This window comes from Thermosporothrix sp. COM3 (genome assembly GCF_059696735.1).
Genome location: NZ_AP019376.1, coordinates 5856792 through 5877066, shown reverse-complemented (window position 1 = coordinate 5877066; position 20275 = coordinate 5856792). Strand labels below are relative to the sequence as shown.

At 51.2% G+C, this 20275-nt stretch carries 25 protein-coding genes; 18 read left to right on the top strand and 7 right to left on the bottom strand.

Features of this window, described 5'->3' with window-relative positions; all coding sequences use genetic code 11:
• Window positions 1-2: 2 nt before the first annotated feature.
• The 6 genes from sdhA to galU form a co-directional block, all read right to left on the bottom strand.
• Window positions 3-1754, bottom strand: a complete 1752-nt coding sequence (gene sdhA, locus KTH_RS25235; RefSeq protein ID WP_497621603.1) for a succinate dehydrogenase flavoprotein subunit — start codon at window positions 1752-1754, stop codon at window positions 3-5.
• 18 nt (window positions 1755-1772) lie between these two features.
• Window positions 1773-2192, bottom strand: a complete 420-nt coding sequence (gene sdhD / locus KTH_RS25230) for a succinate dehydrogenase, hydrophobic membrane anchor protein (protein WP_111324919.1) — start codon at window positions 2190-2192, stop codon at window positions 1773-1775.
• A 54-nt stretch (window positions 2193-2246) separates the two neighbouring features.
• Window positions 2247-2654, bottom strand: a complete 408-nt coding sequence (gene sdhC / locus KTH_RS25225; protein WP_111324920.1) for a succinate dehydrogenase, cytochrome b556 subunit — start codon at window positions 2652-2654, stop codon at window positions 2247-2249.
• A gap of 464 nt (window positions 2655-3118) precedes the next feature.
• A complete protein-coding gene (locus KTH_RS25220) occupies window positions 3119-4453 on the bottom strand; it encodes a metallophosphoesterase family protein (protein WP_111324921.1) in 1335 nt (444 codons plus the stop codon).
• A 33-nt stretch (window positions 4454-4486) separates the two neighbouring features.
• Window positions 4487-4879: a hypothetical protein gene (locus tag KTH_RS25215; RefSeq protein WP_111324922.1), complete on the bottom strand. Its 393-nt coding sequence runs from the start codon at window positions 4877-4879 to the stop codon at window positions 4487-4489.
• Between the two features lie 258 nt (window positions 4880-5137).
• The gene (gene galU, locus KTH_RS25210) at window positions 5138-6022 is read right to left on the bottom strand and encodes a UTP--glucose-1-phosphate uridylyltransferase GalU (RefSeq protein ID WP_111324923.1); all 885 of its coding nucleotides are present in this window, start codon (window positions 6020-6022) and stop codon (window positions 5138-5140) included.
• 251 nt (window positions 6023-6273) lie between these two features.
• Here galU and KTH_RS25205 point away from each other — a divergent pair, with 251 nt between their 5' ends.
• Together KTH_RS25205 and KTH_RS25200 are read left to right on the top strand one after the other, a co-directional pair.
• On the top strand, window positions 6274-6795 hold the full coding sequence (locus KTH_RS25205) for an EXLDI protein (protein WP_497621600.1): 522 nt from the start codon (window positions 6274-6276) through the stop codon (window positions 6793-6795).
• 429 nt (window positions 6796-7224) lie between these two features.
• A complete protein-coding gene (locus KTH_RS25200; protein ID WP_111324925.1) occupies window positions 7225-7728 on the top strand; it encodes an Hsp20/alpha crystallin family protein in 504 nt (167 codons plus the stop codon).
• A gap of 63 nt (window positions 7729-7791) precedes the next feature.
• On the opposite strand, the gene KTH_RS25195 is transcribed toward KTH_RS25200, so the two are convergent.
• Window positions 7792-8496: a hypothetical protein gene (locus KTH_RS25195; RefSeq protein WP_111324926.1), complete on the bottom strand. Its 705-nt coding sequence runs from the start codon at window positions 8494-8496 to the stop codon at window positions 7792-7794.
• Between the two features lie 343 nt (window positions 8497-8839).
• Here KTH_RS25195 and KTH_RS25190 point away from each other — a divergent pair, with 343 nt between their 5' ends.
• From KTH_RS25190 to KTH_RS25115, 16 genes are all read left to right on the top strand, one after another.
• Window positions 8840-9949 carry a tyrosine-type recombinase/integrase gene (locus KTH_RS25190; RefSeq protein ID WP_497621594.1) on the top strand — a complete coding sequence of 370 codons (1110 nt, stop codon included), beginning with the start codon at window positions 8840-8842 and terminating at the stop codon, window positions 9947-9949.
• A gap of 147 nt (window positions 9950-10096) precedes the next feature.
• On the top strand, window positions 10097-10843 hold the full coding sequence (locus KTH_RS25185; protein ID WP_497621592.1) for a hypothetical protein: 747 nt from the start codon (window positions 10097-10099) through the stop codon (window positions 10841-10843).
• A gap of 240 nt (window positions 10844-11083) precedes the next feature.
• Window positions 11084-11455 carry a hypothetical protein gene (locus KTH_RS25180; RefSeq protein WP_497621590.1) on the top strand — a complete coding sequence of 124 codons (372 nt, stop codon included), beginning with the start codon at window positions 11084-11086 and terminating at the stop codon, window positions 11453-11455.
• Between the two features lie 382 nt (window positions 11456-11837).
• Complete coding sequence (locus KTH_RS25175; protein ID WP_111326230.1) at window positions 11838-12299, top strand: hypothetical protein; 462 nt, start codon at window positions 11838-11840, stop codon at window positions 12297-12299.
• A 53-nt stretch (window positions 12300-12352) separates the two neighbouring features.
• Window positions 12353-13819 carry a phage terminase large subunit gene (gene terL, locus KTH_RS25170; RefSeq protein WP_497621588.1) on the top strand — a complete coding sequence of 489 codons (1467 nt, stop codon included), beginning with the start codon at window positions 12353-12355 and terminating at the stop codon, window positions 13817-13819.
• A gap of 2 nt (window positions 13820-13821) precedes the next feature.
• Window positions 13822-15378, top strand: coding sequence for a phage portal protein (locus tag KTH_RS25165; RefSeq protein WP_497621585.1), 1557 nt, complete (start codon window positions 13822-13824; stop codon window positions 15376-15378).
• Between the two features lie 204 nt (window positions 15379-15582).
• Window positions 15583-15783: a hypothetical protein gene (locus KTH_RS25160; protein WP_497621583.1), complete on the top strand. Its 201-nt coding sequence runs from the start codon at window positions 15583-15585 to the stop codon at window positions 15781-15783.
• Window positions 15780-16385, top strand: coding sequence for a hypothetical protein (locus KTH_RS25155; RefSeq protein WP_497621581.1), 606 nt, complete (start codon window positions 15780-15782; stop codon window positions 16383-16385). The genes KTH_RS25160 and KTH_RS25155 overlap by 4 nt, the downstream gene beginning before the upstream one ends.
• A 63-nt stretch (window positions 16386-16448) precedes the next feature.
• Window positions 16449-17033: a hypothetical protein gene (locus KTH_RS25150; RefSeq protein WP_497621579.1), complete on the top strand. Its 585-nt coding sequence runs from the start codon at window positions 16449-16451 to the stop codon at window positions 17031-17033.
• Between the two features lie 17 nt (window positions 17034-17050).
• Complete coding sequence (locus KTH_RS25145; protein WP_111326224.1) at window positions 17051-17446, top strand: hypothetical protein; 396 nt, start codon at window positions 17051-17053, stop codon at window positions 17444-17446.
• 33 nt (window positions 17447-17479) lie between these two features.
• The gene (locus KTH_RS25140; RefSeq protein ID WP_497621577.1) at window positions 17480-18529 is read left to right on the top strand and encodes a hypothetical protein; all 1050 of its coding nucleotides are present in this window, start codon (window positions 17480-17482) and stop codon (window positions 18527-18529) included.
• Window positions 18530-18543: 14 nt separating this feature from the next.
• The gene (locus tag KTH_RS25135; protein ID WP_497621575.1) at window positions 18544-18708 is read left to right on the top strand and encodes a hypothetical protein; all 165 of its coding nucleotides are present in this window, start codon (window positions 18544-18546) and stop codon (window positions 18706-18708) included.
• Window positions 18705-19154, top strand: a complete 450-nt coding sequence (locus KTH_RS25130; RefSeq protein ID WP_497621573.1) for a hypothetical protein — start codon at window positions 18705-18707, stop codon at window positions 19152-19154. The genes KTH_RS25135 and KTH_RS25130 overlap by 4 nt, the downstream gene beginning before the upstream one ends.
• Window positions 19155-19523: a phage head completion protein gene (locus KTH_RS25125; protein ID WP_497621571.1), complete on the top strand. Its 369-nt coding sequence runs from the start codon at window positions 19155-19157 to the stop codon at window positions 19521-19523. It abuts the gene before it with no gap.
• Window positions 19524-19543: 20 nt separating this feature from the next.
• Window positions 19544-19873 carry an HK97-gp10 family putative phage morphogenesis protein gene (locus KTH_RS25120; RefSeq protein ID WP_111326220.1) on the top strand — a complete coding sequence of 110 codons (330 nt, stop codon included), beginning with the start codon at window positions 19544-19546 and terminating at the stop codon, window positions 19871-19873.
• Complete coding sequence (locus tag KTH_RS25115; RefSeq protein ID WP_497621569.1) at window positions 19870-20271, top strand: DUF3168 domain-containing protein; 402 nt, start codon at window positions 19870-19872, stop codon at window positions 20269-20271. The genes KTH_RS25120 and KTH_RS25115 overlap by 4 nt, the downstream gene beginning before the upstream one ends.
• The last annotated feature ends 4 nt before the right edge of the window (window positions 20272-20275 follow it).

Genomic DNA, 20275 nt, shown 5'->3' with positions numbered 1-20275 from the left:
CTCTAGTATTTCCGTTCCTTAGGCTTGAAGATCGGGTCATCGATGAGAATAACATCTTTGTACTCAAGACGCACATCATGCGCCTTCGACCCCCGGTAAGCGAGCGTATGCTTGAGCCAGTTCGCGTCATCGCGCTTGGGATAATCCAGGCGGAAGTGAGCACCGCGGCTCTCCTGGCGAGCCAGTGCCCCATGAACGGTTGCTTCCGCACAATCGAGCAGGAAGCCAAGCTCGATTGCTTCCATCAGTTCGGTGTTGAAGTTCTTGCCTTTATCCTGCAACTGAATGCGGCGATATGCATCCTGCAAGCCATCAATTGTATCAAGAGCGGTGCGCAGACCCTTCTCTTCGCGCTCAACATAGACCTTATCGTTCATCTCATTTTGCAGAGTTGAGCGCACATTCGCAGCCGACTCACCACCGGTTGAGGTCAACAGGCGCGAGACCAGCTCACGGGAGAACCCTTCCGGCTCGGAGGGTAGAGGCACAAAGTCGTTCTCCTGAATAAACTTCGCCATATGTTTTCCAGCCCGGCGGCCAAATACGATCAGGTCTACCAGGGAGTTGGTGCCCAGGCGATTCGCCCCATGCACAGAGACACAAGCCACTTCACCGGCAGCATAGAAGCCGGGCATCGGCGTCCAGTCAGCGTCAAGGACGACGCGACCATCAATATCAGTCGGGATACCCCCCATCGCGTAGTGCGCGGTCGGCTGAATGGGAACGGGCTCGGTCAAAGGCTCGACACCAAGATAGTTACGAGCGAAGTCTGTAATGTCCGGCAGCTTCTCGGCGATCGTCTTCGCACCCAGATGGCGCACGTCAAGATACACATAGTCATCGCCAACAATGCCGTTCCCTTTGACACCGCGTCCCTCTTTAATCTCCTGAATGATACAGCGAGAGACGATATCACGCGGCGCGAGGTCTTTCATGGTCGGCATGTAGCGTTCCATAAAGTATTCACCCTTGCCGTTGAGCAGCTTTCCGCCCTCACCACGAGCGGCCTCGCTCAGCAGCACACCAACCTTGTAGAGACCAGTGGGGTGGAACTGGTACATCTCCATGTCCTGCAAAGGGATACCACGGCGATAGGCAATCGCCATGCCATCGCCCATACATGCGAACGCGTTACTGGTCACGCGCCAGGCCCGGCCATAGCCACCGGTCGCGAAGAGCACCGCTTTCGCATGGAAGGTATGAATCTCACCTGAACGAATCTCCATCGCCACCACACCACAGGCGCGGCCATCGTTGATCAGGAGATCAAGGACCAGATACTCGTTAAAGAAGCGCACCTGATTCTTGATCGCGTTCTGATACATCGTTTGCAGGATCATATGGCCGGTGCGGTCCGCAGCGTAGCAGGAGCGCATGACCGGGCCCTCGCCAAAGTTGCGGGTATGTCCACCAAAGCGACGTTGATCGATACGGCCATCTTTCGTGCGGTTGAATGGCAGCCCCCGGTGCTCCAGTTCGTACACGGCATCGATCGCCTCGCGAGCCAGCACTTCAGCAGCCGTCTGGTCGACCAGATAGTCACCGCCCTTGACAGTATCGTACATATGCCACTTCCAGTGGTCCTCTTCCTTGTTTCCAAGAGCAGCCGCGACACCACCTTGCGCCGCTCCGGTATGCGAGCGTGTCGGATAGACTTTTGTAAGCACAGCAACACTGGCATTTGGGAGCTGCATAGCCGCCATCAAGCCCGCGCCACCTGCACCAACGATCACAACATCAAACTTCTGATACATAGCTTCCAATCCTCACTATTAATGCCCACCAACACAAGCAGGGCCCCACTGAGCAGCGTTTACAGGAGAAAACGTAATCAGGGTGATAGTGCCGAGCATAAAGAAGACAAGCAACAGCACGGCAGCAAGCCCTTGCAGAGCCAGGCGGGCCTGTGGGTGACGTACATAATCATCAATGACGACGCGCAGGCCATTCACTCCGTGCGTCAGGCCCAGAGTGAGCAGCAGCCAGTCATATAGACGCCAGAACGGATTCGCGTAACGCGCAGCTACAAACGAGTACGTGGTGCACGCAACATCGGTTGTGACGTGTGTCAGCGTGATATGACCGATAACTAGAAAAACCAGTAGAATACCGGAAATGCGGAAATAGTACCAGGAAAATGTTTCAAATCCACCGCCAGCAGGCCGTGGACCACCATACAGGCGTGACAACATGTTCTATTTCTCCTCTTTTACAAGGGGTGTTCTTCCCTTTACGCTTTTTCCGACCTAATGCGTACTCATGATAGCATTCACATCAACAAACCAGTATGCGCCCTGCGCCAGAAAGGGCAGTGCCGGTCTGAGGACGAAATAGGCAAAAGGAATAAAGGCAATGATGGTCAGGACCAAAGCGGCGATAAACATTGGTTGCTGGAGCTTGACACCTCGGCGCCAAAAATCAACCAGCACAATGCGAATACCATTAAAGGAGTGATAAAAAACGGCTACTATTAACGCCAGAGACAGAAAACGGACTATAATATTGTCGAACAGTTCGATCCCCTCGTTATAGACGTTCGGACCAAAACTCAATAACGAGATATCGACGACGTGGATAAACAGGAAGAGAAGAAGACCGAGTCCTGAGACGCGATGCAGCAACCAGGACCACATTCCTGATGGACCTTTATACATCTTTCCCTCGCTTCTGGGCGGGCATGAGGGCATGTGAGGCTTTCCAGACAAAAAGAAAACCTGCTCGGCCTTTGCACTTGCTCCGCCCGTTTTCAAATGCTTCTTCCTGAACGGGGCACCGTGCCGAACCGGCAGTCCGCTGCGTGAGTAAACTTCTGTTCTCGCCAGAGAGAACCAGGCGGGTTCCGTTACGTACTACTACAAATAAATTTGTCTTCTCGCAAGCATCACAGCCCTCTGCGACCAGGCACCCCGCTGTGCTGTTACAACCAAATAGTTGTTCAATTTGGTTCAGTAAGATTGTATATGTATTATACTTCACTGTCGAGAAGCACGCAAACCTTTCGCACAGCAAGCGAGAGCGGATTCTTCGCACTTCTGCCCGCTTTGTGCAAGCAGAGCATCTACCACATCCCTCACAAAAATCGTCTTCTTGCAACTCAGCTTCACAGGCACGGGCTGCTTTATTCTTCCTTCTTTTCAAAAAGCGAGGCCCGTTTCTCGCGCAAATACTGCGCAATTTGAGCAGGCTCATCTTTGCGCAGCGCCTGCGCTTTGATGTCCGCCAACACCAGGCTCCATTGATCCTTTTCCGCTAAAAAGCGGTTATCTCGTGCCAGCAATTCGGCGAAGATGTGTTTTTCCAGCGCATGCCACAGAGAGCGATCGCGCCCATCAAACTCGCCCTCATCCGGCTCATAGTCCTGATCATTCGCCCGGTTATCAATGCGCACATGGAGCGGTCGAAATGCGTTCCGGATCATTTCTTCCATATGTGTCTGATCCAGTGCGCTCCGATCAAAGGCCAGGATCCCACTCAGGTGAAGCAATACCACAGGCGCAAGCGCCGCCTCCTGATACTCAGGACCATGCTGCCGACAGAACTCATCCAGTCGAGCATAAAGCGCCTGCGGGGACTCAAGCCCATCAACCCGTAGATCATAACGTAAGAATGGACGACGCGGGTTCTGCAAATGCTCAGCATGATGAAAGCGAGCCCGCGCTTCCGGCTCAAGCATGGGCTCCGCGGTATCGACCTGAACATAAAAATAGCCGCGATCGGTCCACTGTGTTTCCTCGGCGCTACATGTTTCGGGCGAACCCGGATTATAAATCCAGCCGCCAAAGGTATAGGGCTTGTGTACATGGCCAAGTGCCAGATAATCAACCTTGCCCTCAAGCACCTGAAACTGTCCAAGCGAGGGCAGGCCCTGAATACGTGGCACCAGACCATCAATACCAGTATGCATCAGCAAAACACGATACTCGACGCCTGCCGCCTCTTCCTCTGCCCGATGCTGGTCCAGCGCCTGCGCCATCCCTTTGATCGCGCTTTCAGTCGAGGCACCGAGCCACGAAAGCCCATAGACACGCAACCGTCCCCCCTGTAGATCAACATAGGAACCAAGCATTGTCCTGCTGTCCCACGGCTCGATGATCGGCACGGCGTTCTCATAGCGGGGAGTGAGAAGGATGATATATTGCTGATAACACAGGAATTGCAGCCATGAAAGGCCATCCCGATAATAGGTCCGATCGTGGTTGCCCTCAATCGCAATCACCGGAATACCTGCCGTCTTCAGCTTGCTCAGGCCATCGATGGCATGAAGCAGAGTACGCGCATCAATCGCTCGCTTATGAAACAGATCACCGGCAATCAACACAAAGTCAACCCTGCGTTCCAGCGCATCCTGAACGATCGCCTGGAACGCACGCGTGAAGTCATTGAAGCGCTCACGCACGCCATATTGTTCATAGCCAAGATGTGTATCAGCACAATGAATAAAAGAGGCTCGCATGCCTACCTGTTCATCCCTCTCTTTCCCGCTTCATCAGGCGACAGGACCCGTCATGAAGGCGCGAATCGCCGCCGCCAGCATAATCAACGCGACAATACAGTAGATCAGCACGTCACGCCGCGCATTCTTGCCACCAGAGGCATAGGTCAGAGCGACAGGGATCGCGAAAATGGTGATCGCACCATAGACGTAATGCAGATAGTAGAGTCCCTGTCCGCCTCCCGGCTTCAGGCCCATAAGCAGCATCACAACGCCAAGCAGGCCCTGCAAAGCACTTGCGCCAAAAGCGACCCAGAGCAGCGACATCCAGGGTTTAGCGGGCCCTTTCTTCATAAAGAAGAGAACTAGGCCCCAGATCAGACCAATGCCGCTCAAGGCAAAGATAACATAGGGTATATATTGATGAAGGAGCAAAATAATACTCAAAGTCCAACTCTCCCCCCATAACGCCTCGGCGCTATGGGCCAACGTACTACTCTTCTTTTTCGCGTGAAAAAGAGCGGTAATCTTCTTGCAATACTATAGCGCGAGAGGCAACAAGAAGACAAGCCTTGTTTTCAGGCTGTGTTTACCATGCAGAAAGCGTTTCACCAGCGGGAAGCAGCAGCTCTCAGACAAAAAGAAAGCGCCTCACCCCTCGGGGAAGAGGCGCAGCAGGATGCTACAAGCGTTCACATCGCTCCTTCATCTACCCTCGTGTTCAGCAAGTGCCTGCCGCATATACTCACGCAACGCCGGTGCGATATCGGGGCGTTTCAACGCGTAGGCGATAGACGTGGTCAACAGGCCCAGCGGTGTCCCTGTATCATAGCGGATGCCCTGAAAATTCAAGGCATAGCAGCGGCCAGCCTCCGCCTGAACTTGAATCGCATCGGTCAACTGAATTTCGCCGCCTTTGCCGGGAGGCGTCTTTTCCAGAATCGCGAAAATATCGGGAGTAAAGACATACCGGCCCGCAACCGCCAGATTAGAGGGAGCCTCTTCAATGGAGGGTTTCTCAACCAGATGTTTCACCTTAAAGGTATCCGCCGCACCCGCAACGTGTTCTACCGAAGCAATGCCGAGCGACGGAATATTTTCCTCTGGCACCTCAAAGAGACAGATAACTGAGCTCTGATAGTGCTCATATAGCTCGATCATGCGTTTAAGACAAGGGGTATCAGGGTCAACCAGATCATCGCCGAGTAAGACAATAAACGGTTCATCTCCGACCAGATGCCGCGCACACCAGACCGCATGCCCCAGACCAAGCGGAGCAGGCTGACGAACCGAGGCATAAGCTGCCAGATTCTGGATGCTCCGAACCGCTTCTAGCTCCTTCTGCTTGCCTTTTTTTTCCAGAGTACGTTCAAGTTCTGGAAATGAGTCGAAATGGTCCTCAATGCTGTGCTTGCTGGCACTGGTCACAAAAATAATCTCTTCAATGCCAGCCTCAACGGCCTCCTCAACGATGTACTGCAATGTTGGTTTATCTACAAGAGGAAGCATCTCTTTGGGGGTCACCTTACTTGCCGGAAGAACCCGGGTTCCTAAGCCAGCAACAGGCAAAACAGCTTTACGAATGCGCATCTGTCCTCCTAAAAAACATAGCGTATTTGTTTATCATAACAGATTTGCGCTCCCAATGGCGTATTTTATTGTATGCGATAGACAACGAAGCGGTCAAACCTATGTTGTATTCGCACCATCACGGCACTCATGATAAATATATTCTGCAAGGATACTGCTTGACACAGGAGTATCCACATATTAGGATACAGAATACATTTCCCATGATCATGAGCAGCAACATTATCGCCAGGCAGTAGGAGCTATGTATCATGCCAAATCGAACTATTTATGTTGCAGAAGCTGATCTCCCTCTGTTGGAAAAGGCCCAGACTCTGGCCGGAGGGAACCTTTCCGCCGCAATTGTTCAAGCCCTCAAGCACTTTGTCAAGCTGCGTGATGTCCAGAAAGAGAACTTTGAAGAAATCACCGTTGTGACAGGAAAAATCACAAAGGTGCAGAAACGCTTCTACGGGCGTCTTCTGGTTGAAGGACGTTTCACCACAACCGACAAAACGTGCTCCGTGCTGTACAAAATCTACCTCACACCCAAGCAAAACTTCGCCGTATATACTCAAAGCGCTCCTTACTATTCCTGTCACTCCGATCATCTCTCCTCATCACAGCGACCCTCTGATGCAATGCCGCACTGGTCGAACCTTGATCAGGAGGGAAAACTTGATGTCTTTGCCAGCCTGGAAGCTCTGGCTCCTCAGCTTCCCCGAGAATTGTATGAGGCGGTTGCCTCTCTTTTACACAGTACAGACAACCACATTGAAACCCTTGATATTTAAGTCAGCAGGACAGCCTGTGTAGCGAACGTCGCTGTTCGTACCTGATAACTCAGGACTCTCACCTCCTGAGCCATTTTTCTCAGTGTAGAGGAGTGAATCGTTATTCTTATACCCTTTCAGGCGTTTCAACAAACATGAAGCATCATGCGACGTAAGCGTGTACCCCTCTTACGTCTGCATGATGCCCGTCTTTTCTGCAACTCTGCGAGACGGGCAGTTCTCTCCCCCAAACTCAATACGGCTGTCCTTCATTTTTCGCTTCACCACACGTGGGCCTGCTGTGATACACATCGCTGTCACATCATTCAGTAGAATAGCGTGTAAGCTACTGAATTGGTTTTACAACAGAAGCATTCTACATGTATACCTCTGTATACATTACATGTAGAGCAAGAATATGCACGCAATTTAGAAAGGGGGGAATAGAGTATGTCGATCACGCGCTATGACCCATTCCGTGAAGCAATGAGCCTGCGCAATGCCATCGATCAGCTTTTCTCGCAGAGCTTTGTCAATCCTTCCTGGACCACCCAAACTCCGAACGCACCAATGGACGTCTACGAAGACGAACACGGCTATAAAGTATCAATCAGCCTGCCAGGTGTCAGACCGGAAGACATCGACGTGACGGTTCACCAGAATACCCTCAACATCAAAGGCGAGTACAAGCATGAGATAGAGCCCGAACAGCAACAGGCTCAAGAGAAACCGCGCGGGAACTGGCTGGTACGTGAGATCAGCAGTGGTTCATATCAGCGCTCCATCACCTTTGATCGCCCCATCGATCTGGAGCATATCGAAACAAACTACGAGCATGGTATGCTTACGATTAACCTGCCAGTAACAGAAAGCAGTCGTCCGAAACGCATCGAGGTCCGGAGCGGCGCGAAGTCACAACAGGTGCCTGTCGAAGCAGGAAAGCGCCAGAAATAAAAGAGAAGCAGTGGGGAAAAACTCCACTGCTTCTTTCTTTTTTGCGCTATCAGGCACGCGGTCTTATGACTCGCTTGCCTCGTCCAGCCGTTCAGGATTCGAAACTTGATTTAGCCGGTTCCAGAGGACGTAATCCGTGTCCTTTTTGGCTACATAGATATGCCCCGGCTCCGCGATCATATTGGCAGTTGCCACAAACTCGCCCCGCTCCAGATGCTTGAGGTCAATATACTTTGCCCCTTGCTCCAAGCGGCTCCCTTCTCCCACAGGAATGAGGCTTTTCAGTTCATCATCGGAGAGATCAGCCAGGATGGTATGCAGCTCCTTGATATCCATCGCTGTGCGTCCGTAGTCCAGAATGCTCGGGTCACGCATCCCATGATGCTCGCCAGCAAGATTATTGGCAAGCAGATCTTCCGAGTAATCGACCGAAACGCCCTTTCCTCTCGGCTCCTTGATCCCCTTATGTTCCCGGTGCACGCGCTCATCCTTGCGCGGAGTCGTCGCATTCGATTCGCTTCCACTGCGCGTCTCCCGATCCTCCATACGCTCCTGCGAATCGGCTTTGTGGGTAAGTCCCGGATGGGCCACACGTTCAGGATGCGGCTTCTCATGCTGGGCGATCACACCGGGGTCTTTATGCTCACGCGCTTCGCGCTCATATGTTTCCTGTTTCTTCGGGGTTCCGGTCGTAATTTCTGTGGTTTTCTTCGGGTTGTTATGGCCTACAAGTTTTTTTGCCGGTGCTTGCTGATGTCGTTTAGGCATATAGGCCTCCTTCTCAGCACTGCTCTATTTCTCTACTTCCTTGCTCAAGGCACGTTCTGTCAGGCGAAAATGTAACAGTAACCAGCAAGAGAGAAACGGTATGGGAGAGCAGTTCTCTTTTGAGGAGGAAACGTCTTTGATGTAGGTCAGCCAAAAACAGGAGAAAAAAAGAAAAGCCCGCTTTGAAAGCGGGTTTACAAAGAGCCGGTGAAGGGATTCGAACCCCCGGCCGGCGGTTTACAAAACCTGTTCCATTATAAAATGGCTTGTAGTGCGGTTTTACGGGCTAGTTTTTTGCAAAAGGTAACGGTTCATCCCTATTCTCCCTTGCAAGGGGGTGCGCATGCCTAAAATCAAAAAGCGTGAGGAGTCATCTCTACAAATTCCCGTTCAGGAAGCAGTATATGATTTCTTTGCTTCTCCTGAATTTAAAAGATTGCGGCCCTCCACCAAGCAAGAATACTCCCAGGAGCTTCCTGAGTTTGCAGCATGGTGTGCATCTCATACCATATTGCAGGATAAAAACAAGAAATCCTGGTATGCTCTGCCAGTAGGGAAAAAATATGAACCGATCATGTTGAATCAGATAAACCACCATGTAATTCAGTGCTTTGTGGAATACTTACAACAAACACACAAGCCATCAAGATCTGCTGCAAGTGAGATATCCACTTACACCCTGGCCAGCTATGTAAGAGTGGCTAAACGCTTCCTCAGTTGGTGTCTGGAGGATGAGCAGTATAGCGATATACTTGATGCTAAAAGCATAAACAAAATTAAGCTCCCAACAGTGGTAAAAACCATTATCGAGGTCTTCTCGCCTGAACAGCTAGAAGCTCTTTTTGATGCGTGCAGATATGAGGAGTCTGAACATCTGCAAATACGAGATCAGGCCATCCTTGCACTGCTTGTAGATACAGGTATCCGAGCTTCCGAACTCGTTTCTCTCACTATAGGGAATGTAAGCCTAGACACAAAAGATTCTTACGTTCGGGTACTTGGGAAAGGGGGAAAATGGGGTGAAGTTGGCATGGGAGAGAAAACACGCCGGCTCTTACAAAAATACATACGTATGTTCCGAGTGCCAACAATAGAGTTTGCAATTGAAAGCCAGCTTAAAAAACTGCCTACTCGTAGCGCACAACAATTTAAGGCACAGGCGATACAAAAAGCGAATCTCTTTATGAGCCGGTCAGGAGGAGGGTTAACAGTTAGAGGCTTAGAGAGGTTGATTGAAAGATTAGGTGAATGGGCAGAAATAGAGGGAGTAAGATGTACTCCCCATACTTTCAGGCACACCTTTGCAGCAATGTTTATACGCAACGGAGGGGACATATATACGCTTTCCAAACTGCTCCGCCATTCCTCTGTGAAAGTCACAGAAGAATACCTAAAGAGTTTGAAACAGTCAGAAGCACGGAGAGGGGCAAAGTCGGTACTCGATACCCTCTAGCTCTTTCCCTTGCAAGGGGAACTACAGAACATTTCCTCTGTAGCTTCTGATTGAACAGCCGGGCTGGTGTCGAAGGCACCTTCCCGGCCAGCAGTCCTGTTACTAGGTTCAGGACTAAGCGACATTATATCCTGAAAGGACGGAAAAATGAATTACTTTCGCACTCTTGGGGGAATTCTCATTCTCTTATCCGTCATCGCGCTTGAGGCTTTATTTGCCGCAGGCATCTGGTTCATGATTGGAGTCGGTTTGCAACCTGCTCTCGGCCTCTCCTGGTCGTATGTGCTGGCAACAATTGTGAGCCCAGTGGTCGCAATTATGGCAATCGTTTTGTTTACATACGGCCATCAGTTGAAGTCATACATTCTCGATTATGAAGCGGTTCACGGGACAAAGTACAGTAGCGAGTATAAAGTCCGTTTCAACAGCCCTTCATATACACTCATTGTGGATTGTATGAAATGGTTCGTGTTTCTCATGGACTCTGCTGGTATTATTTATAGGCTCATGCTGGAGCCGATCCCCTTGCCCGGCAAGTTCCTGCTTGGCATCGTATTAGAACTACTGGCCCTTTCTCCCTGGCTTATTGGCACGATTGTCTATATTTTGGCGAATCGTCCTGCCGAGGCAATTCGCCGTGATATAGACTATATAACAGAAGTAGAAAAAGCGTACGAAGATTTGCGATCATTAAACGAGAAAAAGCGGAAGGCCCCACCTACCGCCCGTCACCAGCTTGCACCTACACAGACTGCTTCTTTACCACCAGCTCAAGCGGCCTCACTGCCGCCAGCTCAGGCTACAGTACAACCAGCACCAAAAATTATTAAGCCAATCTCCGGAAATTTTATCTCCCCTCTGCTGAACAACCAGGCCAATCAGCAGGGGAATTAGCCCCCTCTCCCGAACCTACCGAGTCTGAAAATTCAGGAAAAAATTCGGTAGGTTCACCTGCTCACTCCGCTTCGCCAGCGGCTTTAGTCTGGCATAAAAAACGAGGCAGGCAGAGAAGCAATGAGCAGGTACGCGAACTGATTCTCTATAGAATCGTTCGGGGTCATTGGCCTGGTGGATTATCAGATGACATGAGAATCTATTACAACCAGCATTATCTTAGAAGGAGTGGCAAATTTCATGCCAAAACAGTCCAGTGGCGCGCTGAAGCCGAAGAACAATTCGGTAAAAAATTCAGACTCACCGAAAAAACAGCCGAAAAAATACACGCTCCTCGATCTGGCAGACCTGTGGTTCACCTTGCCCGATACCGACAAGCGAACCAACGTTGAATCTTGCTCTGATGCTGAATTCTATCAATTCATCTCGCAGTATGTTCGCGTGGAAGGAGATGCGCCGGAACGCTGGTCTCTGGAAGATCGGCGCGATGTCCTCAATTTTGCGCTAGAAAATTCGGTACAACTGAATTTTTTAGAGGCTTCAGACGGCTCTACAAGCCATGTAGGCAAGAAAGAAGATACAAACAATGAAGGCCCGCCAGCAGGCACATAGGGAGCTACCAGAATAGCTTTTGCCGGGATGACAGAAAGAGTGTCCCGGCTTTTTCACGCTCTGAAGAGAGTTTTGTCAGAATGTATTTACAAGTCCTGATACACGGGGTATAATAACTGTAGGTTATGAATTTTGGTGTTGTGATAACTATTCGTTATCATGATCACAACGCCGCCATCACCATTCTTGCACTCGGACAAACGTTCAAGCACGTACTTGAGAAGCCCACGGCTTGAGTCGTAGGGCGTCGTTATTCTCCTTCCAGTATGGTGGTTGTAAACCCATCAGGTTCCTCTCTTGGAGCCGGTAGAGAGTAGAGGGTAGAGGTAGAGAGTAGGGGGAAGCTCTACCTACCGGCTCTTTTTTCAATAGGTGATGTTGCATGAATGATAAGCCAAAGAAAGAAACAGCGAGAGCCTATCGGGCCTTTCTGGCTTATCGCGACATGCCACAGCCTCGGAGTCTACGCAGACTTGCGGAAGAAATGGTTCGGGAACGCCACAAACCTTCAACAGTTCATCAACAAACCTTCAAGAGCGAGGCTTACGCAGCTTCATTATTTCGTCAACTCGCTACATGGTCATCTACATTCAATTGGCAGGAACGATGTAAGCAGTATGATGAAGAGCAGGCCGCACTGAGACGAGTTCAATATAGCGAGCTTGCCATAACCGCCCTCTTGAGACATCTTCAAGCAGATGTCTCCCCTTCCGCTCATTCCCAGATCAAAGCGGCGCAGCTCGTCCTGGAGCATCTGGTTGTCTCTGAGGAGATCGCCACCCTCAAAGCACAACAGGAGAAGCTCAGTGAAGCACTTAAGAAACTGGGGGTAGCACTCGAATGAGACTGCTTCCACTTTTGAACAAGAACAAAGCTGCTCTATCGGCTCTCGAATCCATGTTGTTGGAAGATCAGCCACAGGATATACCTCGCTTCTATGATTTTGTCCGAGACGCCTGGCACATTTTGGAGCCGTCAACGCCGTTTGTGGATGGCTGGCATATCCATGCCATCAGCGAGCATCTTGAAGCAGTGAGTTCAGGACAGATACAGAGGCTCCTCGTCAACATGCCTCCTCGCCATGCAAAGAGCACCCTGATCAGTGTGATGTGGCCTGTCTGGTCATGGTTGCTTGATCCATCTTTGCGCTGGCTGTGCGCCTCTTATGCGCTCTCTTTATCAATCAGGGATAACCGACGCTCGCGGATACTTATCCAGTCACCCTGGTTCCAGTCCCGTTATGGGCATATTTTCAGGCTCGCAGGCGATCAAAACATGAAGAGTCGCTTTGAGAATGACAAGCGAGGATATCGACTGGCTACCAGTGTCGGAGCTGCTACGACAGGAGAGGGTGGAGATCGACTTCTCATAGATGATCCGCATCCAGCCAGTGACGCGACCAGCGATGTGCAGAGACTGAACGCGCTTCAGTGGTTCAACGAGACGTGGGTGAGCCGTCTCAATGACCAGAAAACAGGTGCGATGGTCGTGGTTGGTCAGCGTATCCACCAGCAGGATGTGAGTGGACACATTTTAGAGTTAGGGGGTTGGGAACACCTGAATCTGCCAACGGAATTCGAGGAAGCGACGCGCTGTCGTACCTCACTTGGTTGGACAGATCCGCGCAAGGAAGAGGGTGAGTTGCTCTGGCCTGAACGGTTCGATCACGAATCCCTTGCACGGCTCAAGAAACAGCTTGGCTCTCAGGCTTATGCAGCTCAGTATCAGCAGACGCCTGTCCCAAGTGGTGGCGGTCAATTCAGGCGGGAATGGTTCCGGTATTTTCGAGAGACAGCAGATGCTTATCTACTGGAGGGGCGTGCTGTCATCAAAGCGCACTGTGAGCGTGTCTTTATTACCGTAGACCTGGCGATCAGCAGTAAGCAGCATGCGGACTACACGGTCTTTGGAGTGTGGGCAATGACACCAGAGCATGACCTTCTGCTTTTGGATGTGATTCGTGGCCGCTTCAGTAACCCTGAACAGTTCAAGTTGATACAGCGTCTGCATCACCACTATCCTCACGCGTATTTCAAGATCGAGAAGGTGGGCTATCAGCTCGCCCTTGTGCAACAGGCCTTGTCTCAAGGTATCCCTTGCAAGGAGTACCAACCCGTCCGAGATAAGGTCACACGCGCCTCCACAGCCTCTATCTGGTTCGAGAATGGCAAGATCTACTTTCGACAGGGGGGCCCCTGGTTGCATGATCTGGAGACAGAGCTACTGTTATTCCCGAAGGGCGCACATGATGACCAGGTTGACGTGATCAGCATGGCGGCAGAAGAGGCCACGAACGGCCAGCGAGACATTGAACCGCTGGACATTGATACAGCACAAGCCCTCAGTGGCTTTCTAGGATATTGAGTATGGCACTATGGGGAAAGCTTATGGAAGCTGGAAAGGCGGCTATCGTTGCCGCTAAGCGTGTGTTTGAGGAACAGCCGGAGTACACGGAATACAAAAACCGGGCTGCTGAATATGCATTGTTATGGAGCTATTACAATAATAGCATGTTTGACCGTGTGTCGAACGCCTGGTCAGCGTACAAGGCTAAGTATAACCTCTACCGCAACATTCGAATGATCTACAATCCGACAAAGAGGCTTGTAGACTTTTATGCTGGTGTCGTCTATCCCGGCGCGCTCTCAGAAGACGGGCGAGCTCTTCCTGATGGCGCGCCTGTCGCCATCCCCTTCAGTTCCGATACCCCAACCGAACTGGTACAGGCCATTGCTCAATTTTGGGCATGGAACAACTGGCAGTCACGCAAAAGCGTGATTGTCAGGTATGGGGCCGCACTGGGAAGTGTCCTCATTGAGCTGATCGACGACATTGAGCGAGGGAAGATCACGTCAGAAATCGTCTGGCCGGGGTACGTCAAATCTTTGGAGCTGGATGCTGCAGGCAATATCAAAGGATACGTGATTGAGTACACGGCCAAAGACGAAGCCGGGTCATACCAATATAGAAAAGAAGTAGACAAGGGATCATTCCGGTATTTCAGAGATGACCGCCCCTATGATTATGGCTTTGGCGCTGAGATAGAGAACCCGTATGGCTTTGTGCCTGCCGTCTGGATTCGACACTGTGATACTGGTTCCGACCACGGCAGTCCTGCAATTGCCGGGAGCCTGGGCAAAATTGACGAATTGAACAATCTGGTAAGCCATATCCATGACCAAGTACATAAGGTCATCGGTGCGCCTCTGGTTTTGTGGACAGACGGCAATGTCAACAACTTGTTCGGGGCGAAAAAGCGAGGCTCTACGAACGATTTTGACGAGCCTGCCAGTGAGCAGGAAAGCTTGCTCATGCTGAAAGGGCCAAAGGATGGGAAGGTAGATAGTCTGGCCGGGAATTTGGATCTGTCAGCAGCAAATATCTACATAGACAAACTACTAGCCGAAATTGAGCAGGATCACCCGGAGCTGATCTTTTACCGCGAGCTTCGGTCAATGTCGCAGGTGACGGGGCCTGCTGCATCACGCCTGGTTGGAGATGTCGCAAGCCGGGTTCAGGAAGCGCAAGCCAACTATGACCAGGCTTGCATCTCCCTGTTTCGTATGGCCTGTGCTATGGGTGGTTTCAGAGCCAATAGTGGCGCGTGGGGGCGCTCTCTCACACGCCAACAACAGAAGTTCTTACCGTTCTCACTTGAGAGCTACCAGCGCGGAGAATTGGACATGTCGATTATGCCCAGGCCTCTGCTCACTCCAACGCGACTGGAGCAGGCGCAAGAGAAACAAGCGATTTGGCAGGGGGTCAATCTGGCCGTGCAAGCCGGTGCGCCTCTGGAATTCGTTTTGCGAGGTGAGGGCTGGACTGATGAGGAGCTTGCGCAATTGGGTCAGGATCGGGTAGAACAGATTAAACGTGATCAGCTCTTGGCACAAGAAGATATTGTGCCAGGGGTGGAGCAATGATTATCAAACATATGTTTCTTCTTCCCGCGTTAATCCAGGCCAGGCGTCATAATACATCTGTCCCATATATGCGGGATGTACTGTATATGCAATACAAGTGCAAGCAGGAGCAATGGAATGAAGAGCAGTATCAAACAGCATTGCTTACTCTTGCCTTCCAGTATCCAGCCGATGTGTACAAACATGTTTATAAAGGAGATCTGCATGCAGAGGAAGTCACCGAAGAAAAAGCCGGTTCCGCTAGGTGAGCCTATCGAATGGACAGATGACGATCTGGATGCTCTCGCTCTTGTCAGCGAGACCAACATTAAAGAGGCAGAAGCGCTTTGGCAAAACACTGCGCCTCCCCCTTGCAAGGGATTGATCGACGCAGAGATTGTTGAGCCAGAGCCCGATAAAAAATGAGTCAGTTCGCCTACAATTACAATCCACGTGCCAGACGCTATGTGGATCTGAAAACGGGCCGCTTTGTGCCAGAACGCATCGTCAGGCAGGCAGTTGATGCTGTGATCGACAAAGAGACTCAGCGCATTCGCGATCTGTCTCAGCAGCTCGCGGATCGCGCGATCTCGCTTGCTCAATGGCAAGTCGGGATGCTTTCTATCCTGAAGCCACTCCATGTGGCGATGGCGATGATCGGCAATGGTGGCGCAAAAAACATGTCGCCAGCCGACTATGGCTTTGTTGGGAACTTGCTCAAGGAACAGTATCTATTTCTCAGGGGCTTTGTGAAGGACATCAAGACCGGCAAGCAAGCATTAGATGGCACCCTCCTTGCAAGGAGTGCGCTCTACACGCAAGCGGCCAGAGGGAGCCATGAAGCGATGAGAGAGCGCGTCGCCCGTATCGGTGGCGCACGCTTGCAACGCTCTATTCTAGGTATCGCGGATCATTGTACGGGCTGTTTGCAAGAAGCCCGCAAAGGCTGGCAACCGATAGGTTCGCTGATTCCAATTGGTCAGCGACAATGCAAGAGCCACTGTCGCTGCACCATGCAATACAAATAACAGACAGGTACTGACAAACTCTATTCGAGTTGTCTTTACAAATTGAAAGGAATCTGGTACAGTATGAAGAACAACAATACCACGAATACTACTGATGGCGTCCAGGCGGCGACCAGTAGTCCCCAGGCCCAGGCGGCCAACTTGGAACCCCAGGCGGGTGAAAAGTCCTCAGAAAATCAACCATCTCTTGAAGCGTTACAGCGCGAGATTGCCGATTTGCGCAAAGAGAACGCATCCTATCGCAAACGTGCCAAAGAGCAAGAAGAAGCGGCTCGCCTTGCAGAAGATCAACGCCTGAAAGAGCAAGGCCAATATAAGCAGCTTGCAGAGCAGTATCAGGCGAGAGTGAATGAATTAGAGCCGATCTCTGAGCGTTACAATCAGCTTGCATCTCTCCTTGCAAGCCAGATTGAGAGCGAGACCAAGGACTGGCCTGACGAGATCAAGGTATTTGATCCCGGAGCTGATGCACCGATTGAAGAGCGCCTGGCATGGATAGAGAAATCAAAACCGCTGGTGGCAAAGCTTGAGCAGCAAGGACGTGCTGGTTTGCCGGGGAATGCACCAAACCCAAAACCGACAGGACAGTCACACAAGAGTGAAGCAATCACGACAAGTCTTATGCGCAGTGGTTTATACAACTTTTAAAGGAGCATACGGATACTATGGCCGCAATTACAAAGAGTGGCACCCCCTCACTTTCCAGTGCCACGCCGCCCCCAAATAACCGGTTATCTGGCCTCTACGCGGGTGAAGTTATCGCCGCAGGAGATGCCTGCGTTATCAAAAATGATGGCAAGATCTACCGCGCGAGTGGAGCAGCCAATGATGGCAATGCCGTTGTGGATGGCTTTGCCGCAACTTCTGCTGCACCTGGAGAGTCTCTTTCCCTGTACTGGGGAGTGAACTTCAATTACGGAAAGAATCTTACTCCTGGCACCTCGTTGTATCTCTCAGGGACTGTGCCGGGTGGATTGGATACCGCACCCTCTACAGGCGGTACGACGGTGATTGGCCGTGTCGTGGATAGCACCCGCATTTACGTTCAGAAAAGCTACTAAGTAGTGCCGATGCACTAGAAAGGAAAGTACAGGATGGCATACGGCACCCTCCAAATACTGGATACTTTAGCCGCAAATAGAACGCTGATTGCAGATTATGGCGAAGAGAATACCTACCGTGCTGTACAGCAATTTCTGGACGCGCATAACGAGATTGTAAATATGATGACTTCTGATCTCGTTGAGCAAACGACAGATAGATTACGTCGTTACGGTGGCGTAGATACCATGACGATGATTGAAGGGGATGAGCACAGCTCGCCAGATGTACAGAAAATAACCACTGGCGTCAACGTCGGCTTCCCTCTCCGCCTATTCCAGGTCGGATTGCAATGGACCCGTAAGTATCTCCAAACTCGCACGGTTGCGGAGATAGCTGCTCAGGTGAACGCGGCCATGACAGCCGATATCAGGAGACTGCAAACCGAGATAAAGAAAGCCATCTTTACCCCCACAAATAATCTCAACTATCTGGATAGATTGGTTGACAATTTGAATCTCCCCATTCGCGCCCTACTCAATGCAGACGGGACACCGCTTCCCCCCGATCCGTATGAGAATGCCTTTGATGGTAATACTCATACGCACTACTTGGCTGTTTCAGCGCTAGATGTGAATGCGCTCAATAGCTTGATTAACACAGTGCTGGAACACTACAACACCGGTACGATCAAGGTGTACATCAGCCAGGCACAAGAAGCAGCAGTCCGCAGCTTATCCGGCTTTACAGCGTATGTTGACGCTCGGGTGCTACCTCCGACTACAACGGCAGTTGGCCGGACGCCGCTTGATACCATGAACATCTACAATCGGGCTATCGGAGTCTTTGGGGCGGCAGAAATCTGGGTGAAGCCCTGGATTCCAAATAACTACTTGTTTGCGTACAACCCGGCGCAGACGAAACCGCTCGCGATGCGGGTGCGAGATGCTCAGTCAGGGTCGCTACGTATTGCCGCTGAGTTAGAGTCTTACCCCTTGCATGCCCAGTATATGGAACGCGAGTACGGGATTGCGGTGCAAGAGAGGTCTAACGGTGCCGTTTTGTACATCGGGGGGAGCACATATGTCACCCCGACCTTCTAAGCGAGGTGGATGGAATGCCAGAGAAGAAAACACAGCAAGAAGAGAAGCAGACAGAGCAGCAACCCCTTGCAAGGGTGGAGCCAGAGCGCAAGCTTGACGAGGCCCCTGAAGGCGGGAGATACGTCGTCAATGGCGTGCTCGTTGATGCTAACGGCCTGCCAATCAAGGACAACGCGTGATGGATCGAACAGCCGCCTTGAGCTTCCTTCAGCAAGAATATAGAGAGCTGGCGATAGAGGCCAAGTTTACACCAGAGCAGACAGCCGATGCTTACAGCACGGCTATTGATATGAGCTTGCGCCATCTTGGTGTTGCAGAGCAGGATCTTCCAACGGCCAATGTTGCGCAAGCCGATACGCTTAAGTTCATCGCGCTTTTGAACTATTACGCGCTCAAGCGGTTTTCACGCTTGCTCGCTATTCGCTTTGATGTGGAGTTGCCCGGCCCGGTCAAAGCGTCTCGCTCACAGGCCTTTGACCGCGTGCAAATGCTTTTGAAAGACGCTGAAGCGGAGCTGGCTGGACTTGATATTCAGGTAGGTGGGCAGACTACACAGGGGTTTCAGCTCGGGCGGTTGCAACTGGATTTTCTGGAGCCAGGTTTAGCAAGCGGGAGTGAGTTCTAAATGACGATTATTAGCGATGAGGACTTACAGGCATTTTCTGACCTGGCAACAGAACTGGCCCTCAAGGATATGTGTGATGTGTTGAGAGAGACACGCACGCCCGACGGGCAGGGCGGTACAGAGATTACATGGACTGTCGTTGCGACGGTGCCATGTGCGCTGATTGATTCAGGGCAATCTCCCCAGGAAGTGGTAATTGCGGAGCGTCTGCAAGGCAAAACGCTCAAACGGCTTCTGGTGCCGCGCCTGACCGACATCCGCGGCGCTGATAGGCTCAGAATCAACGGCATCACCTACAAGGTTATTGACCTCTATGACCCAACCTCGTATGAGGTCTTGCGCCGGGTTGCGGTAGAGCAGTTAGCATGACCCTTGCAAGGAGCTGAGATATGGGAGTTGAGATTGTTGGTCTGGACAAAGTACTTGCTGATCTGGATCAGGCGGTAGACGAGCTGGAAAATCGTACAGAGCAGGAGTTGCTGGCAACGGGCAAAGAATGCAAAAACGAAGCACAGAAGCGGGTGCCGGTGCGGACTGGTCGTCTGAAAAACTCGATAAGCTACGAACAAACAGACAGGTACGAGGTTCTAGTTGGAACGAATGTCGAGTATGCGCCCTATGTCGAGTTCGGGACGCGAAAGATGCAGGCGCAACCGTATCTCCTGCCTGCGTTTGAGATTTCTCGCAAAGGGCTTGTTGAAAGGCTCAAGAAGTTATGACCTCACTCGGAGAGATTCAGCGAGCCTTGTACCAGCGGCTTACAGGCGACACCACACTGATGAACCTGGTCAAAGGGATATTTGACGCAAGTTCTGTTCCTGATGTTCAGACTTATCCCTATGTAACCATTGGTGAGGCAACCGAAGTCCCGTTTCATAGCTTTCAGCGGCGCGGCTATGAAGCGACGGTAACACTCCACATCTGGAGTGCAGCAAAAGGATTCAAGGAAGCGCAAGCCATCCTTGCAAGGTTGAATCAGATCCTTGACCAGCAATCGCTTCAGCTTGCAACTATGACGCAGGTTGGTTGCTGGTATGAATTCTCGGAATCTCTCAACGACCCAGAAGAAGATGTACGGCACATGCCTGTTAGATACAGGATTGAGACACAGGAGTAAGAAC

Bases quoted from the DNA above. Each gene is read 5' to 3' on its own strand.
- sdhA (WP_497621603.1), bottom strand. From the start codon at position 1,754: ATGTATCAGAAGTTTGATGTTGTGATCGTTGGTGCAGGTGGCGCGGGC.
- sdhD (WP_111324919.1), bottom strand. From the start codon at position 2,192: ATGTTGTCACGCCTGTATGGTGGTCCACGGCCTGCTGGCGGTGGATTT.
- sdhC (WP_111324920.1), bottom strand. From the start codon at position 2,654: ATGTATAAAGGTCCATCAGGAATGTGGTCCTGGTTGCTGCATCGCGTC.
- KTH_RS25220 (WP_111324921.1), bottom strand. From the start codon at position 4,453: ATGCGAGCCTCTTTTATTCATTGTGCTGATACACATCTTGGCTATGAA.
- galU (WP_111324923.1), bottom strand. From the start codon at position 6,022: ATGCGCATTCGTAAAGCTGTTTTGCCTGTTGCTGGCTTAGGAACCCGG.
- KTH_RS25205 (WP_497621600.1), top strand. From the start codon at position 6,274: ATGCCAAATCGAACTATTTATGTTGCAGAAGCTGATCTCCCTCTGTTG.
- KTH_RS25200 (WP_111324925.1), top strand. From the start codon at position 7,225: ATGTCGATCACGCGCTATGACCCATTCCGTGAAGCAATGAGCCTGCGC.
- KTH_RS25195 (WP_111324926.1), bottom strand. From the start codon at position 8,496: ATGCCTAAACGACATCAGCAAGCACCGGCAAAAAAACTTGTAGGCCAT.
- KTH_RS25190 (WP_497621594.1), top strand. From the start codon at position 8,840: ATGCCTAAAATCAAAAAGCGTGAGGAGTCATCTCTACAAATTCCCGTT.
- KTH_RS25185 (WP_497621592.1), top strand. From the start codon at position 10,097: ATGAATTACTTTCGCACTCTTGGGGGAATTCTCATTCTCTTATCCGTC.
- KTH_RS25180 (WP_497621590.1), top strand. From the start codon at position 11,084: ATGCCAAAACAGTCCAGTGGCGCGCTGAAGCCGAAGAACAATTCGGTA.
- KTH_RS25175 (WP_111326230.1), top strand. From the start codon at position 11,838: ATGAATGATAAGCCAAAGAAAGAAACAGCGAGAGCCTATCGGGCCTTT.
- terL (WP_497621588.1), top strand. From the start codon at position 12,353: ATGTTGTTGGAAGATCAGCCACAGGATATACCTCGCTTCTATGATTTT.
- KTH_RS25165 (WP_497621585.1), top strand. From the start codon at position 13,822: ATGGCACTATGGGGAAAGCTTATGGAAGCTGGAAAGGCGGCTATCGTT.
- KTH_RS25160 (WP_497621583.1), top strand. From the start codon at position 15,583: ATGCAGAGGAAGTCACCGAAGAAAAAGCCGGTTCCGCTAGGTGAGCCT.
- KTH_RS25155 (WP_497621581.1), top strand. From the start codon at position 15,780: ATGAGTCAGTTCGCCTACAATTACAATCCACGTGCCAGACGCTATGTG.
- KTH_RS25150 (WP_497621579.1), top strand. From the start codon at position 16,449: ATGAAGAACAACAATACCACGAATACTACTGATGGCGTCCAGGCGGCG.
- KTH_RS25145 (WP_111326224.1), top strand. From the start codon at position 17,051: ATGGCCGCAATTACAAAGAGTGGCACCCCCTCACTTTCCAGTGCCACG.
- KTH_RS25140 (WP_497621577.1), top strand. From the start codon at position 17,480: ATGGCATACGGCACCCTCCAAATACTGGATACTTTAGCCGCAAATAGA.
- KTH_RS25135 (WP_497621575.1), top strand. From the start codon at position 18,544: ATGCCAGAGAAGAAAACACAGCAAGAAGAGAAGCAGACAGAGCAGCAA.
- KTH_RS25125 (WP_497621571.1), top strand. From the start codon at position 19,155: ATGACGATTATTAGCGATGAGGACTTACAGGCATTTTCTGACCTGGCA.
- KTH_RS25120 (WP_111326220.1), top strand. From the start codon at position 19,544: ATGGGAGTTGAGATTGTTGGTCTGGACAAAGTACTTGCTGATCTGGAT.
- KTH_RS25115 (WP_497621569.1), top strand. From the start codon at position 19,870: ATGACCTCACTCGGAGAGATTCAGCGAGCCTTGTACCAGCGGCTTACA.